General features: G+C 64.9%; 11 protein-coding genes and 1 pseudogene. 2 read left to right on the forward strand and 10 right to left on the reverse strand.

The window, feature by feature from the left end; genetic code table 11:
• Positions 1-41: 41 nt before the first annotated feature.
• Positions 42-1010 (reverse strand): polysaccharide deacetylase, encoded by a 969-nt coding sequence (locus BMF89_RS06095; RefSeq protein ID WP_078106187.1) that lies wholly within the window; start codon positions 1008-1010, stop codon positions 42-44.
• Between the two features lie 11 nt (positions 1011-1021).
• Entirely contained in the window at positions 1022-2551 is a 1530-nt protein-coding gene (locus BMF89_RS06100; protein ID WP_078106188.1) for a cytosine permease, read from the reverse strand.
• A 107-nt stretch (positions 2552-2658) separates the two neighbouring features.
• Here BMF89_RS06100 and BMF89_RS06105 point away from each other — a divergent pair, with 107 nt between their 5' ends.
• Positions 2659-4158, forward strand: coding sequence for a PucR family transcriptional regulator (locus tag BMF89_RS06105; protein WP_078106189.1), 1500 nt, complete (start codon positions 2659-2661; stop codon positions 4156-4158).
• 11 nt (positions 4159-4169) lie between these two features.
• Here the strand turns inward: BMF89_RS06105 and BMF89_RS06110 are convergent, their stop codons facing one another.
• The 8 genes and pseudogenes from BMF89_RS06110 to glyA form a co-directional block, all read right to left on the reverse strand.
• A complete protein-coding gene (locus BMF89_RS06110; RefSeq protein ID WP_078106190.1) occupies positions 4170-5663 on the reverse strand; it encodes an S-layer homology domain-containing protein in 1494 nt (497 codons plus the stop codon).
• 120 nt (positions 5664-5783) lie between these two features.
• Positions 5784-6683 carry a formyltetrahydrofolate deformylase gene (purU, locus tag BMF89_RS06115; RefSeq protein WP_078106191.1) on the reverse strand — a complete coding sequence of 300 codons (900 nt, stop codon included), beginning with the start codon at positions 6681-6683 and terminating at the stop codon, positions 5784-5786.
• 2 nt (positions 6684-6685) lie between these two features.
• Positions 6686-8059, reverse strand: coding sequence for an L-serine ammonia-lyase (locus tag BMF89_RS06120; protein WP_078106192.1), 1374 nt, complete (start codon positions 8057-8059; stop codon positions 6686-6688).
• Complete coding sequence (locus BMF89_RS06125) at positions 8059-8694, reverse strand: sarcosine oxidase subunit gamma family protein (RefSeq protein WP_078106193.1); 636 nt, start codon at positions 8692-8694, stop codon at positions 8059-8061. The genes BMF89_RS06120 and BMF89_RS06125 overlap by 1 nt, the downstream gene beginning before the upstream one ends.
• Positions 8687-11632, reverse strand: coding sequence for an FAD-dependent oxidoreductase (locus tag BMF89_RS06130; RefSeq protein WP_078106194.1), 2946 nt, complete (start codon positions 11630-11632; stop codon positions 8687-8689). Before BMF89_RS06130 ends, BMF89_RS06125 begins: the two co-directional genes overlap by 8 nt.
• A gap of 53 nt (positions 11633-11685) precedes the next feature.
• Positions 11686-11958 (reverse strand): annotated as a pseudogene (locus BMF89_RS06135) (sarcosine oxidase subunit delta); the annotation flags it as partial.
• Positions 11959-11982: 24 nt separating this feature from the next.
• A complete protein-coding gene (locus BMF89_RS06140) occupies positions 11983-13203 on the reverse strand; it encodes a sarcosine oxidase subunit beta family protein (protein ID WP_078106196.1) in 1221 nt (406 codons plus the stop codon).
• Positions 13200-14555 carry a serine hydroxymethyltransferase gene (gene glyA, locus BMF89_RS06145; RefSeq protein ID WP_078106197.1) on the reverse strand — a complete coding sequence of 452 codons (1356 nt, stop codon included), beginning with the start codon at positions 14553-14555 and terminating at the stop codon, positions 13200-13202. The genes BMF89_RS06140 and glyA overlap by 4 nt, the downstream gene beginning before the upstream one ends.
• A 154-nt stretch (positions 14556-14709) precedes the next feature.
• Between glyA and BMF89_RS06150 the strand changes: the two genes are divergently transcribed.
• Positions 14710-15381: a GntR family transcriptional regulator gene (locus BMF89_RS06150; protein ID WP_078106198.1), complete on the forward strand. Its 672-nt coding sequence runs from the start codon at positions 14710-14712 to the stop codon at positions 15379-15381.
• Positions 15382-15766: the final 385 nt, after the last annotated feature.

Raw genomic sequence — 15766 nt, forward strand, 5'->3', positions numbered from 1 at the left:
CCACTGCTCGAGGCCAAGGCGGAGCATGCGCAACAGCTGAGCTATCTCGGGATGGCTTCCAGCAGCCGCGCGGGCTTGAAGCTGGCTCCTGCGCCCGGGTATGAGGGCACCTCAATGCGGGCGTGGCTGTGGATCTCGTCGACGGTGGCCTTGGTGTGTTCAGCGATCCGTTCCAAAGTGGTCACCCACATCCCGTCCATGGCCTTGACCCGTTCGATCAACTGCTCCAAAGCAACGGCTTTGGATGGTCGACCGGAGATGAACGGGTGGTTGGTCAGCACGAAGCAACTGCCTTGGGCATGGTGGGCTTCGGCTTCCAGGGTCCACATTTCGAGTACCTTGGCCGGGCTCTCGATGACTCCGCTTCCGGTCACTCCCGGGTAGAACGCGTACTGTTCCCAATCGTCCAAAGCCCAGTCCACCGGGATCTCCACGATGTCCCGTGAATCAGCGTCCGGCGAATCACCCGAGTCCGGGCCAACCGCCATGCGGTAGGGCGCATCGCCGTCGAGCAGGCTTGAATCGTAGAGGAACCCACGGTCCGCGAGGAGCGCCGGCGAATGCCAGTTCAGTTCCCACCACGGCGCCCTGTAGCCGACCGGCCTGACCCCGGCTACCTTCGCGAGGGCTTCGAGCCCGCGGTCCAGGTAGTTGGCCTCGGTGGCGGCGTCGATTCCCTGCATCGGTTCGTGAAGGTAGCCGTGGTGGGCCACTTCATGGCCGCCGTCGACGATCCGCCGCACCACGTCCGGGTAGCTTTCCGCAGTGAACCCCGGGATGAAGAAGGTCCCCTGAATCTCTTGGCGCTCGAGGATCTTCAAGAGTCGCGGAACGGCGACCCGCGGGCCGTAGGACTGGTGGCTCATGAGGGACATGCGCCGGGTGCTCGTGGGGTCGTGCGCGATGGTGCAGGATTCGGCGTCCACATCGAACGTGAACGATGCCGCGGCCTTGAAGTTATCCGGCCAAGCGATCGGGTGTGCCCCGTCAGGAAAAGCATTGGTGGTCATCGGGCGTCCTTTCAGTCGTTGACCAGATTGGCGACGGCGTCTTCCGCAATGGGCGGCGACGTCGCGGCAGCGGGAGAACCTGCGGCTTCGGATGGCAGCGGAAGGTACCGGGCATGAACCCGTGGGCCGAGAGCGCCGTAGACAGCCGCGGCGACAAGTCCGCCTGCCAGCCAGGACAAGTCGATCCCGCCCATTGCGGTGGCGATCGGGCCCTGCATGATCGGCAGGACGCCGTACATGAACAGCCACGTGGCAAAGATGCCCACCAAAAGCGCGGTGATCCCGGCCCAGTTGAATGCCGGGAGCCGGCGAGTACCCACGGGGTCGAAGAGCCGGTCGACACCCACGGGGCTGCGCTTGTCCACCCAGAAGTAGTGCACCAGCATGATCCCTCCCCACGCGGCCACCCAGGCCACGAGCCCGCCGAGCCAGGTGCTCAGGGTCGAGGCAAAGTCCGACTGCAGGATGAAGAACACAACGCCGACCAGGGCCAGGAGCCCGACGAAGAGGTTCAAGGAACGGCGCTTGGCCTTGATGTCCAGTGCCTGGGCAGCCACCGAAAAGGTGTAGATGTTCAGGATGTTCGTCGCGATGGGACCGTGCAGTACCAAAAAGAGCACCGGGATCGCCAGGACGCCGAAGTTGTCGACGATGAGGTGGCCGGGATCGGCCGTCCCGCTCTTCGTTGCCAGGCTGGCGCCCAGGATGCCGAGCCACACCACGGGCAGGAATTGGCCGAAGACGGAGGCCAGGTAGACCTTGTGCCTGGGGACGGACTTGCTGACGAAGCGTGAATAGTCCGCCGCGTAGGTGAACCAGGTGATCCCCCAGCCGATGCCGATCACCGTCATCACGGTAGTCATGGCCGCGATTCGTGCGCCGCCTTCAAGGACAGCACCGGGAGGACCTGCGTAGCCCCAATCGATGTTCATGCCGAACCACGCCACAGCGGACATGGCGATCAGCACCACGATGGTGGGCGGGACGGTCCACTTCTCGAAAGCCGCAATGGCCTTGTAGCCGAACCAGGCGATAGTGACCTGGGCGGACATGATCAGGAAGGCCACCAGGATCTTGGGTCCCACGTTGGGCTGCTCCGGATCGACCATGCCGAGCTTGCCGAGGAGTGCCATCACCAGGTCCAGGATGATCCAGGTGTTGACGGCGCACCAACCGATTCCCAGGAGGGCTTGGATGGCGCTCGGGAGGTAGTTGCCGCGGCGGCCGAAGACTGCCCGGGCAAGGACCATGCCGGTGGCACCGGTCCGCTGCCCCAAGAGGACAAAGAGGCCGAAGAGCGCCATGCCGATCAGGTTTCCCACCACCAGGACGGTGACGGTGTCGGCAAAGCCCAGTCCAAGCTGGACGCCGAGGGCCCCGAGGACCCAGTTGATCGGGGCAAGGTTTGCGCCTGCCCAGATCCAGAATTGGCCCGCTACGCTGCGGGTACGCGCTGATTCGGGGATGGACTGCAGGTTCTGCTCGACGTCGGTCTGCGCCGTTGCAGCCCCAGGCGTCGCAGTGGATAAGTTCTCGTGCATCGGGGATCCTCCGTGTAGGAAAGGGACTCCTTCAATGTATGTGCCCCAGATCACAGCAACAAGATACGATGTGTACGATAGATTTCATAAATTAGTTACGGAGTGTCATGTCTCTGCTTCTTGCCGACGCCTTCGAACACGAGAGCCTGAAGGCGGCTGAACCGGTCCTGAGGACGGATGTGCCCGAGGCCCTGTCCCGGCAGCTCCGCTGGGTCCATTCGAGCGAAGTGCTGGACATCGCTCCCCTGCTGCGGGGCGGGGAGCTGCTTCTGAGCGGCGGGCAGGCCCTCGCCACTGCCTCGGACGAGCGTCGCGTGGACTATGTCCGCCAACTCGCGGCCCGCGGGATCACCGCTCTGGCCATCGAAACGGGTCCCGAGCTGCCCGCAATACCGGACTCAATGCTCGACGCCGGCCAAGAAGCGGGGCTGCCCATCATCGAGTTGTGCAAGGTGGCCCCGTTCGTCGGGATCATGCAAGCCATCAACTCCCTGCTGGTCAGCGAATCGGTCGCGCAATTGCAGTTCGGCGATGAAACGAGCCATGCCATGGCGGCGGAACTCGCACACGGAGGCGGACTGGATCAGCTCCTCGCCGTGCTGGCCAGCCGGACAGGTGCCGGCGCGAGGCTCGTCTCGCCGTCGGGCATCACTTTGGGAAGCGCGACGGCGGCCGCGCAGCCCGAATCCGGGATCGCCACCACTGTCGATGTGCCCGTCCGCGGCGTGTTGGCCGCCCGCCTGGAGTTGGAAGTGCCCGACGACGGCGACGCCAACCTCGCGCGGGTAGCGGGCGAACGGTGCGTCGACATCCTCGGCTTGGCCCTGCTGCAACGGATGCCGCCCGGACTCAAGGAACTTGCCGGCATCGAACTCATGCGGGCCATCAGTTCGGGAACCCAGTCATGGCGACTGCAGCAGCTGGGACCGGCCTCGGGGTTTCCGGCCAGCGGCCCGGCAGCCGCCGTCGTGGTGCGTTCCTCAACGGCGGGTCAGCTTCGGACCCAGCTCGACGCCATCCTGCAGCACGCGGTTCCGCAAAGCGCGAGTTATGCGGACAATGCCGAATTGATCGCCTTGGCCGCACTCCCCCACGCCACGGCCGTGGCCGCGCGCATCGCGCTGCTCCGCGCGCTTGAGGCCTTGGAGGTCCCCGACGGCTCGATCATCGCGGTGGGTCCGCTGGCGCAGGGAATCGGCGAGGCATCCTGGTCGCTGGCAGAGGCGCGCCGGACGCTTGAGCTCATCCCGGTCGCGGGAACCGGCCCGGGATCGGGAGACAGGAACGGCGTTGTCGACGCCGAGGATTTCGCGGTCGAGCGTTTGGCGGAAGGAAGCCTCGACGCGGCAACCCGCGAGGGATTCGTGCGGCGGCAGCTCGGCGCCGTCGTCGAGCACGACGAGCAGCGGCGTTCGGAGCTGGTTCGGACCCTGGCGGTGTGGCTGGATACGGGATGCAACACAGCCCAGGCGGCACGTGAACTGCACCTGGAACGGCAATCGATGCACCACCGGCTCCAACGGATTTTCGAGCTGTGCGGCGGCGATCCGCGGGGAACGGGCCGGCTGGCCGCGCTTCACTTGGCAACCCGCCTGGCCCGGCTCTAGTCCGCTCACTCCTACTGGGTGCCCAGGTACCACGCTGTCTGCCAGCGGTAAAGGAACGCGGCCATGGCATCACGGTTGACCGCACTCAAGGGCCGGAACGTCCCGTCGCCGTAACCCGTGCTGACCTTGGCCGCGGCGAGCCAGGTGATCTCCTTGTAGAAGGACGAGAGGGGGGTGATGTCATTGAACGGCGACGTCGCCGGGGCATTCCAGCTGGGCGCTCCGCTGAACCGGTAGAGGAAGGCCGCCAGGGCATCCCGGCCGATGTTGTCACCAGGGTGGAAGCTTCGCTGGCCGTTGTTAGGGTCCACCCACCCTGTGGTGATGCCGTAGTTCGCCAGCCAGGTCACTTCCTTGTAGAAGGGTGAATTGGGTGTCATGTCCACGAATGGCGAGTTTGCGGGCGGAGTCCATAAGGGCGAGCCGGCCTGACGGTAGAGGAAAGCGGCCATGGCGTCCCGATGAACGGCGAGGGTCGCCCCATAGCTTCCGTCGCCGTAGCCCGTGGTGATGCCTTGGCTCGCGAGCCACTGGATCTCGCGGTAGAACCCGCTGTTGATGGGGGCGTCGGTGAAACGCTGGGTGCATTGCGGAGACCCCAAAGCGACCCGGGCCAGGGCATACCGTGCAGCGTCGATCGCGCCATCTGCGACGCCCATGACGAAATATTCCGGGTGCGTGGAACACACCTGGGGAATGGAGCCAGTAGGCACCGTCGCGATCGCCTTGCTTCCGTCGGCGCTGTAGTTCACCTGGGCATTAATACTGGTTCCGGGAGAGCCTGACTTCCAGAAGTAACCGTAGGGGATCGCGTTCGTCCAGGTCTTGTCCGGGCCCGAGGTGAAATACCCCGGGACGCTGCGGAAGATCAGCTTGTCCGTGTAGGAAGCCAGCGAGGTGGTGGAGTCCTTCTGGATGAAGAAGGTCAGCGGCAGGGCCTGCGGAAGGCCAAGGTCCATCGAAACGGTCGATGACCCCGCCGGCCCTCCGGCCGTCAGGCCGCTCTGGACGAAAATCTCGCCGTTTCCCGGCGCGATGGGCGTCCCCAGGACCGCCACGACAAACCCGGAATAGTCCTGGGCCGGGACCGAGGTGTTGGCACAGTTCCCCGTGGCGTCATGACAATACTGCATGGACCCCGGTGTCAGGCCCGCCAAGCCCTGCGGGATCGGGATAGACACGTGGAGGGTTGAGGAATCGGCCACGGCGGTGCCGGAAAGAAGCGGCGTTGCCGTGCTGTCCTCAGTGTTGTACACCCGGTACTGGAGTGTGCTGTTCACGCTCTTGCCGAGCACAGCGGAAGCGTCCGGCGGGAGTTTCATGTCAAGGCTCGTCGCCGACGACGGAATCTGCACCGGCGGGTTATTGGCATAGATCTGCGCCCACGCAGGCGTTGGATCGATGGTGATGACTGGATCAACGGCATGGGCAGGGACAGCTACTCCTGCGACTGCTGTGACGGCAAAAAAGCAAGCGGCTATTATGCCGCCTTGTCGACGGACCACGAATGTACGCGCCTTTCAAAATGGCGAGTACCTCGCCCCCCCAATTGTTTTGCCGGCTGACCGGCAAGTGCAACCATATGCGAGGAAGGCCCGGCCCGCAATGGGTCGGGCCGCCACGCCTTACTTCAGCACCACCGTCCTGTTTCCCTGCAGGATCACCCGGCCTTCGCAATGCCAGCGAACGGCGTTGCTGAGTGCTTTGCACTCGGTATCTCGACCTGCCGCCACCAGGTCATCCGGACCAAAAGTGTGGTCAACTTCCACCACTTGCTGGGCGATGATCGGCCCCTCGTCCAACTCGCCGTTGACGTAGTGCGCGGTGGCACCCACGGTCTTGACGCCTCGCGCGTAGGCCTGGTGGTATGGCTTGGCACCTTTGAAGCTGGGCAGGAACGAATGGTGGATGTTGATGGCACGTCCGTCCAGCTTCCGCGCGAGATCGTCGCTGAGGACCTGCATGTAGCGGGCCAGCACCACCAGTTCGACGTCCAGACGGTCGATGAGGTCCAGGAGTTGTCCCTCGGCCGCCGCCTTGGTGTCCGCCGTAACGGGCACGTGGAAGAAGGGGATGCCGTGCCACTCGACCGTACGCCTGTGGTCCGGATGGTTGGAGACTACCCCGACAATCTCGACGGGCAGTTCCCCGGTCCGGGCCCGGAACAGAAGGTCATTGAGGCAATGCTCGAACTTCGAAACCATGATCAACACCCGCCGCTTGGCCCCTTGGCGTTGCAGTTCCCAGCGCATGCCGAACTTCTCGGCAACGGGCGCGAAGGCTTCCCGCAGCGAGTCGATCGTCGACTCGTCGCCTTCCGACGCGAAGTGGACCCGCATGAAGAAATGGCGATCCAGCTGGGAGTCGAATTGCTTGTTCTCGATGATGTCGCAACCGTGTTCCAGGAGGAAGCCGGAGACGGCATGTACGATTCCCCGGGTCTCCGGGCAGTCGAGCGTCAGGACATGCTCAACGGTGGTAGCCGGCAGCGCCGAAGTAACGGGTTCATTCTGTGTGACAGTCATGGCTAGCACTCCACTACGTTGACGGCGAGGCCTCCGCGGGAGGTCTCCTTGTACTTGCTTTTCATGTCCGCTCCTGTCTCTCGCATGGTTTTGATGGCTTTATCAAGGGACACTTTGTGGCTGCCGTCGCCGTGCAGGGCAAGGCGGGCGGCGTTGATGGCCTTCACACTGGCGATGGCGTTGCGTTCGATGCACGGGATCTGCACCAGCCCGCCTACGGGATCGCAGGTGAGGCCGAGGTTGTGTTCGATGCCCACTTCAGCGGCGTTCTCCACTTGCTCGGGAGTGCCTCCGAGGACCTCGCACAAACCGGCGGCGGCCATCGAACAGGCGGAGCCCACTTCACCCTGGCAGCCGACTTCGGCACCGGAAATGGACGCGTTGATCTTGAACAGGATCCCGACGGCGGCCGCCGCGAGCAGGAAGCGGACCACGCCGTCGTCGTCGGCTCCCTGCACAAATTTCGTGTAGTAGTGCAGCACCGCCGGCACAATGCCGGCTGCCCCGTTGGTGGGTGCCGTGACGATGCGGCCGCCTGCGGCGTTTTCTTCGTTCACGGCCAGCGCGAACAGGTTGACCCATTCCATGGCCCGGAGCGGGTCGCTCACGGCGGTGTCCGCAGTGAGGGTCTTGAACAACGACGGCGCCCGCCGCTTCACGTTCAAGCCTCCCGGCAGGATCCCTTCCGCGGCGCAGCCGTTGTCCACGCATTCGCGCATGACGGCCCAGATCTGCAGCAGCCGCTCGCGTAGTTCGGCTTCGCTGCGCCACACGAGCTCGTTGGCGAGCATGACATCGGAAATGGACATGTCCTCCCGTGCACAGATAGCCAGGAGCTCGTCCGCGGTAGTGAAGGGGTGGGGCAACGCAGTGCTGTCGGCGACCACTTTGTCGCTTCCAGAGGCGTCGCCGTCCACGACGAAGCCGCCCCCAATTGAATAGAAGCTTCGTTCGCGAAGCACTTCCCCGGTATGGTCGAGTGCCCGGAACGTCATGCCGTTGGGGTGGGCAGGGAGGGACTTGCGTCGGTGCAGGACCACGTCTTCGTCCCAATTGAAGTCCACGCGGTGGTGTCCGGCTATCCGCAATTCGGCGTCGAGGGCGGCCGCGGCAACCTGGTCGTCGGCAGTAGACGTGTCTACGGTTTCCGGCGATTGGCCCTGCAGTCCCAGCACCACGGCTTTGTCCGAGCCGTGGCCGCGGCCGGTGGCGCCCAGCGAGCCGAAAAGCTCTGCCTGGACGCGCACCGTTGCCGCGAGTTGCCCGGAGGATTCCAGGCCATCGGTGAACCGCTTTGCCGCCCGCATCGGGCCGACTGTGTGCGAAGACGACGGCCCGATGCCAATGGAAAACAGGTCAAGCACACTCAGTGCCATCAGGGAACCTCGGGAGAGGCGTATTCCCTCATGCCATCGAGCAGCCAGCGGCCCAGGAAGTCGGCGAAGGAAGCCCGTGGGAAGATCCGGAAACTGGTCTCGCCGGTCTTCAACAGCATCGCGGGGATGTTGCCGATTTCCGTGGCCAGGGCCGTCCCGGTGCGGAAAGCCCGGGGATGCAAGTCCAGCGAGCACCCCTTTTCCAGGACGTCCCGGGCACGGACTCCGGAGAGTTCGAAGGTGGTGCGGTTGGCGGACAAGTCCACCACTTGGCCCGGGTCCTCGCCCAGTGCCTCCACTAGTGCCCTGACAAGGTCTCCGCCCAGGGAATCGTGGGCCGATTCCGGTGCGACCACCAGGAATTCGTCCGGCCCAAGCCACAAAGTAGTGGCCCTTTCGTTCCCGCTGATCTCCCCGCAGGCTGCCGGCAAGCCGCCGGTCACGGACGCGAGCCGGGCTCCGGCGTCGGACTCCCTGGCAACCCGGACCCCCACCATGGTCTGGAACGGGATCTCCTTCAAAGCGACGGTTCCGGAAACGGAGCCGGTTTCGAAGCTCGGAGCGAGGTGCGACGCCGGGCTACGGCGAGCCGCACGGAGCGCCTCGGGGTTTACGGGGGTTGCTGTTTCAGCCATCTTTACGGGTCCCTTCAGCGTCGAAAAGTACGGTTTCTCCCACAACGACATCCAGCAACTGGTCGCCGACAGAGGCCACGAGGGTCTCGCCGATCCGGTTGCGGCCGTTGGTGATCAATGCCAGGCCGAAGGACCGGCCCAAAGCGGCACTGTGGTAGCTCGAGGTCACGAAGCCCTGCATCGGCACCGGGCCGTATGCCGGGTTGACCGGAATTCCCTTTTCCACGAGCTGGGTGCCTTCCGGGAGACGGAACGAACCGTCAGCCGGGAGGACGCTGACCAAGTGCTTGCGGTCGGTGCGGACCGCGTCCTCGCGGCTGTACGAACGTTTGCCGATGAAGTCCTTCGCCTTGGAGACGATCCATTCCATCCCGGCATCCTGCGGGGTGACAGTGCCATCGGTGTCCTGCCCGACGATCGGGTAGCCCTTCTCGGCACGCAGCACGTGCATGGTCTCGGTGCCGTAGGGGGTGATGTTGAACTCGGCACCTGCGGCGGCGACGGATTCCCAGGTGTCGAGCCCGTACCAGGACGGAACGTTGATTTCGTAAGCCAACTCGCCGGAGAAGGAAATCCGGCAAATCCGTGCCTGGACTCCGGAGGCCAGCGTGGTCTCGCGGAACGTCATGAACGGGAACGCTTCGGCGTCCAACCCGCCGTCGGCCGCCAGTTGCGGGGCGACCTTGGCGATCACCGCACGGGATTTGGGCCCGACGACGGCAATCGTCGTCCACTGTTCAGTCACCGATGTGCACACCACGTCGAGCTCCGGCCACTCGGTCTGGTGCCACTCCTCGAGCCAGTCGAGGACCTTGGCGGCGCCGCCGGTGGTGGTGGTCATGAAGTAGCGGCCCTCGTCGAGGCGCAGGGTCACGCCGTCGTCGAAGATCATGCCGTCCGGGGTGCACATGACCCCGTAGCGGGCGGAACCGGGGGCAAGCTTCTTGAACGCGTTGGTGTAGATGCGGTTCAGGAATTCACCGGCCTCCTTGCCGCGGATCTCGATCTTGCCGAGGGTGGTGGCGTCCATGAAGCCCACGGATTCGCGGACTGCGGCGCATTCGCGGAGCACGGCGGCGTCCATGTCTTCGCCCGCTTGCGGGTAGTACCACGGGCGCTTCCACTGGCCGACGTCCTCGAAGAGCGCTCCCTGGGCAACATGCCAGGGGTGGATGGAGGTGACGCGGGCGGGATCGAACAGCTCGCCGCGCTGGCGTCCCGCCAAGGCCGCGAAGGCGACCGGCGTGAACGGTGCCCGGTAGGTCGTGGTTCCGATGTCACCGATGCCGCGGGATGCTTCGCCGGCCTGCTTGAGTGCCGCGGCGATCACGCCGATGGCGTTGACGCCGGACGTCTTGCCCTGGTCGTTGGCGGTGCTGATGGAGGTGTACCGCTTGATGTGTTCCACCGAGCGCATGCCGGCCCCGGTGGAACGGAGCACGTCGGCCACGGACTGGTCGCGCTGGAAGTCGACGAAGTGGTGGTGCCACTCCCCCGCGTTTCCGCTCTGCCCCGGCACCAGCCACAACTGGCGGGTAGGGGCGGAGGCAACCGGCGCCTTGATCTCGGCGGGAACCGTCTCGGAGCTGAACCCCGCGGCGATGGCGGCCGCGGCGCCCGCGGATACGCCTTCGCCCAGGCAGTCCGCGAGCCCGTAGCTTCCGCGTCCGGCGCCGACCACGTGCTGGTCCTTGACGACGGAGCTCGGCACGAAGGCGGCCAGGTCATCGTCCCAACGCACCTTGCCCTGGCGCTGGCTGTGGAGGTGGACCACGGGACTCCAGCCACCGGAAACCGCCAGCAGATCGCAAGCGAGCCGTTCGACGCCCGAGGTGACTTCGCCGTCGTCGTTAAGGCTGCGGATGGTGACGGCGTCGATCCGGCCGTTCTCCCCCGCGCCGGAGGTATCTGCGACGGCGCTGCCGACGAGGACGCGGATGCCGCTCTCGACGGCGGCCGCGGCCTTATCGCTGAGCTTCGGCCGGGCGTCGACGACGGCGGCAACCTTGACGCCAGCGGCGAGCAGATCCGCAGCAAGCAAGTAGGCCGAATCGTTGGTGGTGCCGATGACGACCCGCCGCCCGGCGGCGACTGCGTAGCGGTTGAGGTAGCTACGGACAGCCGAGGCCAGCATGATGCCGGGCCGGTCGTTGTTCTCGAAGACGAGCGGACGCTCGTGCGCGCCGGGGGCCAGGACCACCTGCTTGGCACGGATGTGCCAAATACGCTGCCGGGAGACGCCGTCCGCGGCCGGGCTGCCGAGGTGGTCCGTACGGTTCTGTGCCGCGATCACATAGTTCGCGTCATAGGAGCCGAACGCCGTGGTGCGGTTGAGGACGGTGCATTCGGCGGCGGAAACGAGTTCGGCCTCGACGTCGGCGATCCATTCCAGGGCCTGCTTGCCTTCGATCACCTCGGCGAGTTCCGGGGCGGTGGAGCCGGAAAGCTGCGAGCCGCCGAGTTCGGGCTGGTCATCGATCAGGATGACCCGGGCACCGGTCCGGACCGCTTCGCGGGCCGCCGCGAGGCCGGAAACGCCGCCGCCGACCACCAGGACGTCGGTGTGGACGTATTTCTTGTCGTACTCGGCGCGGTCCTCGTTGGGATCGAGCCTGCCGAGGCCGTTGAGGAACTCAACGCTGAGCCCGTCCACGAGGGAGACGGTGGTCGCGGGAAGCATCGACTCGGCGACATGGCCCGGGAAGCGGGCAGCCACCTTGACCAGGGCGTTGGATTCTTCCACGCCGGCGGACATGATGCCGCGGGCCCGGTCCTCGTAGAGCGAGTTGCCTGCGTTGATGCGGCCGTTGGCCAGCAGTGCGGAGGCAACGGTGTCTCCCGGGTGGCCGGTGAATTCTTGGCCATCCACGGTGAAACGCCAGGAGATGCTGCGGTCGATGCGGCCGCCGGTGGCGAGGCGGGCGTTCTGCGGGGTCACTTCGTTGCTCCTTCCGGAGTGGTGGCGGCTGGGTTGTTCACGACGGGGCGCTCCAGGTCAGGGCGCGGTTCGCCCATTTTGTAGATCGCCTGGATGTCGTAACTGACGGTGTCGCGGAGCATGTTGAACCATTGGCGGCAACCGGTGCTGTGCACCCAGCGTTCGGCGAAAGCGCCTTTCGTGTTGTCGCGGTAGAACAAATACTCGGCCCACTGGCGGTCCGTCAGAGCGTCCGGGTTTTCCGGATAGGCGACGTGTGCCTGGCCGCCGTAGTGGAATTCTGTTTCGTCTCGTGGCCCGCAATTGGGGCAGCTGATGAGCAGCATGGTTGGTCTCCTAAAGGGCTGCGGCTAGTGGGCGACGGCGGCGGCGCCGTGTTCGTCGATCAGGGCACCGGTCTCGAAGCGCTCCAGCGAAAAAGGCTTGTTGAGCTCGTGCGGGGTACCCGTGGCGATGGTGTGGGCGAAGGTCAGGCCGGCAGCCGGAGTGCCCTTGAAGCCACCGGTTCCCCAGCCGCAATTGACGAACATGTTCTCCACCGGCGAGAGCCCGACGATCGGCGAGGCGTCCATGGTGGTATCCACGATTCCACCCCAGGTCCGGAGCACGTGGGCCCGGGCGAAGATGGGGAAGAGTTCGACGGCGGCAGCCATCTGGTGCTCGATCACATGGAAGGAGCCGCGCTGGCCGTAGCCGTTGTAGGAGTCGACGCCGGCGCCCATGACGAGTTCGCCCTTGTGTGCCTGGGAAACATAGACATGCACGTGGTTGGACATGACCACTGTGGGGTGGACGGGTTCGTGCAGCTCCGACACCAACGCCTGGAGGGGGTGGGATTGGATCGGGAGGCGGAACCCTGCCATTTCGGCGAGGACGGAACTGTGGCCGGCCGCGGCGAGTCCAACCTTTTCGGTGTGGATGGTTCCCTGGTTGGTCTTGACCCCCACCACGCGGTTGCCATCCTTCAGGAAGCCCGTTACTTCGCAGTTCTGGATGATGTCCACGCCGAGCTCGTCGCACTTGCGGGCGAAGGCCCAGGCGACGTGGTCGTGCTTCGCGATGCCCGCCCGGGGCTGGTACGTGGCGCCCATCACCGGATAGCGGATGTTGTCGCTGATGTTCAGGATGGGGCAGAGTTCCTTGACTTGCTGCGGGTCCAGCCATTCGGCGTCGACCCCGTTGAGCTTGTTCGCACCGACACGGCGGACGCTTTCGCGGACGTCGCCCAAGGTGTGGGCGAGGTTCATGACGCCGCGCTGGCTGAAGAGGAAATCGTACTCAAGTTCCTCGGGCAGGATCTCCCAGAGCTTGAGGGCGTGCTCGTAGATGGCAGCGCTCTCGTCCCACAGGTAATTGGAACGGATGATGGTGGTGTTGCGGGCCATGTTGCCGCCGGCCAGCCAGCCCTTCTCCAGGACGGCGATGTTGGTCATGCCGTGGTTCTTGGCCAGGAAGTACGCGGTGGCGAGGCCGTGGCCGCCACCGCCCACGATCACGGCGTCGTAGGAAGCCTTGGGCTCCGGGTTGCGCCACAGGAAATCCGGGTGTTCGGGGAGTTGGTCTGCGCTCACTGGGCTGCTCCAATCATTTCTGCCTCACGTTCGGTGGCAGCGGCGTCGTTGCCGCTGCCGGTCCGGGAAAGGTGCGGGTAAAGCGGGAAGTGTTCGGCGAGCGCGGTAACCCTCGCACGGAGTTCGACGGCGGTGTGGTCACCCAGGGTGCCGCTTGTTGCGGCGGTGATCAGCGCCGTCGCGATGATGTCCGCGACCTCCGCGAATTCCTCGGCGCCGAAGCCGCGGGCGGCGAGTGCCGGGGTGCCGATCCGGAGGCCCGAGGAAACCATCGGCGGCCGCGGGTCGAACGGGACGGCGTTGCGGTTCACGGTGATGCCGATGCGGTGCAGGGTGTCCTCGGCCTGCTGGCCGTCCAGTTCCGAGTGGCGCAGGTCAACCAGGACGAGGTGGACGTCGGTGCCTCCGTTGACCACCGAGATCCCTGCCGCGGCGACGTCGTCCTTGAGGAGCCGTTCGGCAAGGAGCTTGGCGCCTTCCAATACCCGCACCTGACGTTCCTGGAACTCGGGCTCGGCCGCCATCTTGAACGCGACAGCCTTGGCCGCGATCACGTGTTCCAGCGGACCGCCCTGCTGGCCGGGGAAAACTGCGCTGTTGATCTTGCGTGCGTATTGTTCCTTCGACAGGATCACTCCGCCGCGAGGACCGCCGAGGGTCTTGTGGGTGGTGGTGGTCACGACGTCGGCATACGGCACGGGATTGGGGTGCAGTCCGGCCGCGACGAGTCCGGCAAAGTGGGCCATGTCCACCATGAGGTAGGCACCCACGAGGTCGGCGATTCGGCGGAATTCGGCGAAATCCAAGTGGCGCGAGTACGCGGACCAGCCGGCCACGATCAGCTTGGGGCGGTGTTCCAGGGCCAGGGCTTCCACTTCCGCCATATCCACCCGGAGATCGGATTCGCTGACGTGGTACGGGATGACGTTGTACAGCTTGCCCGAGAAGTTGATACGCATGCCGTGGGTCAGGTGGCCACCGTGTGCGAGATCCAGGCCCATGATGGTGTCCCCCGGCTCAAGGAGCGCGAACATGGCTGCGGCATTGGCCTGGGCGCCGGAGTGCGGCTGGACATTTGCGGCTTCGGCGCCGAAGAGGGCCTTGACGCGGTCGATAGCCAGTTGCTCGATGACGTCCACGTGCTCGCAGCCACCGTAATAGCGCTTGCACGGGTAGCCTTCCGCGTACTTGTTGGTCAGGACCGAGCCCTGTGCCTGCATGACGGCTGCAGGGGCGAAGTTTTCGGAGGCGATCATTTCCAGCGTGGATTGCTGGCGGATGAGTTCCTGGGCGATCGCCTGTTCAACCTCCGGGTCCGCCAGGGCGAGCGGGCGGATCAGCGGTTCAACCATCATGTTCTCCTTTTGAGATACTTATATTTACTGACTAATCAGCAACTGATATATTAGAACTGTTGCCATAGTATGTTGGAGATCACACAACCGTCAACAGCCCGGCAGCAACTGATCCGCCAGACTTGGAATTGTGACAAACGGGAGAGGACACATGAGCACTGCACTGGAGGCACTGGACACAGGCACGCAAGGAACGTCCTTGGCGGAAAACGCCTACCTGCTCCTGCGCGACCGGCTCATCATGCTGGACATCAAACCCGGAGACCCGATCAACGACGGTCAGATTGCAGCTGAACTCGGCATCGGACGGACTCCGGTGCGCGAGGCCATCAAGCGGCTCGAAAGCGACCACCTCGTGGTGTCGTATCCCCGCCGCGGAACCTTCGCCACGGGAGTCGACATCACCCAGCTCGCCGACGTCTCCGAAATCCGGGAGCTGCTTGAGCCCTTGGCCTCACGGCGGGCCGCCCGCATGGCCAGCCCGAAGCTGCGGGAAGAACTGCGCGAGGTCGCCGCGGCCATCAGCGGCTTGGAAGCACACGACGCCGGCCAGCAGGAACTCATGCGCTACGACATCCAGGTGCACCGGCTCATCTACAAGGCCGCGGCCAATCCGCACCTCGAGGACGTGCTGATCCGCTACGACAACCTCGCAACCCGCATTTGGTGCCACATGCTGGACAAGATGCCATCGGTGACTGGCCACGTCGCGGAACACGCCGAGTTGCTCACCGCCATCGCCGACGGCGACGAGGAGCGGGCGGCGGCGCTCGCCTTGCATCACGTGGTGAGTTTCGAACAGACGATCCGCAAGGTGCTCTAGGCCCGTGGGAAACCGCTGCCGCTAGCCGTGCCTATTCCAGTGTTTGGGCCACTTCACATTCAGCAGCAGCAAGCCCAGCAAGAGCCCATCAATTGTCATTACTCCCGCCATGAAATAAGCCCAACCGATGATCATGGCTGGCTCGCCATCACTCGGCGGTCCGAGGTGCGGGGGTGCATCAGAACTCTCATACCAATCTCCTGACCCGGATCCCCCCAGTCACTCGATAGTCCATCAAGTGTGGCACGGTGGGGCCCAAGAAGGAACGGCCTTGGCGATCGACGGCGGGCCGCACCAAAGGAATTAACAACGACGGCGACACGTCCTTTTCGGGGCGTGTCGCCGTCGTGCGCGCCGGAGAGCGTTGAATAGCGGGAGCTACACT

The sequence above is a fragment of the Arthrobacter sp. SRS-W-1-2016 genome, assembly GCF_002009585.1.
Classification (GTDB): domain Bacteria; phylum Actinomycetota; class Actinomycetes; order Actinomycetales; family Micrococcaceae; genus Arthrobacter; species Arthrobacter bambusae_A.

Bases quoted from the DNA above. Each gene is read 5' to 3' on its own strand.
- BMF89_RS06095 (WP_078106187.1), bottom strand. From the start codon at position 1,010: ATGACCACCAATGCTTTTCCTGACGGGGCACACCCGATCGCTTGGCCG.
- BMF89_RS06100 (WP_078106188.1), bottom strand. From the start codon at position 2,551: ATGCACGAGAACTTATCCACTGCGACGCCTGGGGCTGCAACGGCGCAG.
- BMF89_RS06105 (WP_078106189.1), top strand. From the start codon at position 2,659: ATGTCTCTGCTTCTTGCCGACGCCTTCGAACACGAGAGCCTGAAGGCG.
- purU (WP_078106191.1), bottom strand. From the start codon at position 6,683: ATGACTGTCACACAGAATGAACCCGTTACTTCGGCGCTGCCGGCTACC.
- BMF89_RS06120 (WP_078106192.1), bottom strand. From the start codon at position 8,059: ATGGCACTGAGTGTGCTTGACCTGTTTTCCATTGGCATCGGGCCGTCG.
- BMF89_RS06125 (WP_078106193.1), bottom strand. From the start codon at position 8,694: ATGGCTGAAACAGCAACCCCCGTAAACCCCGAGGCGCTCCGTGCGGCT.
- glyA (WP_078106197.1), bottom strand. From the start codon at position 14,555: ATGGTTGAACCGCTGATCCGCCCGCTCGCCCTGGCGGACCCGGAGGTT.
- BMF89_RS06150 (WP_078106198.1), top strand. From the start codon at position 14,710: ATGAGCACTGCACTGGAGGCACTGGACACAGGCACGCAAGGAACGTCC.